This is a genomic window from Pseudomonas sp. E45-MNA-CIBAN-0222 (genome assembly GCF_040310405.1).
GTDB lineage: Bacteria > Pseudomonadota > Gammaproteobacteria > Pseudomonadales > Pseudomonadaceae > Stutzerimonas > Stutzerimonas stutzeri_AC.
In genome coordinates, this window is sequence record NZ_JBEOPU010000156.1 from 1 (window position 1) to 259 (window position 259).

1 pseudogene is annotated in these 259 nt (G+C 65.6%); it reads right to left on the reverse strand.

The features are described from left to right. Nucleotides 1–33: 33 nt before the first annotated feature. A pseudogene (locus AAEZ08_RS23150) lies at nt 34–259 on the reverse strand (collagen-like protein); the annotation flags it as partial.

The following is a 259-nucleotide window of genomic DNA, read 5'->3' on the forward strand; positions in this document are numbered from 1 at the left end:
GCTTGAAACTTGTGGCTTGAAGCTGCCCTTCCCCTATAACCGCTGGACCGTTACGGAGCCCGCAGGCCCCTGAACACCCGGCTGCCCTTCGAGCCCCGGCCGGCCCTTATCGCCGCCATCAGCGCGGTACACCAGGCAACCCTTGGACTGCCCGCCCTTGCCAGGATTGCCAGCCAGGCCCGGCAAGCCGCCCGCGCCACCGTCAACCCACACCTTGATCTTGGTGCTTGGGAAATCCTGGGGCAGTTCGACCCTGACT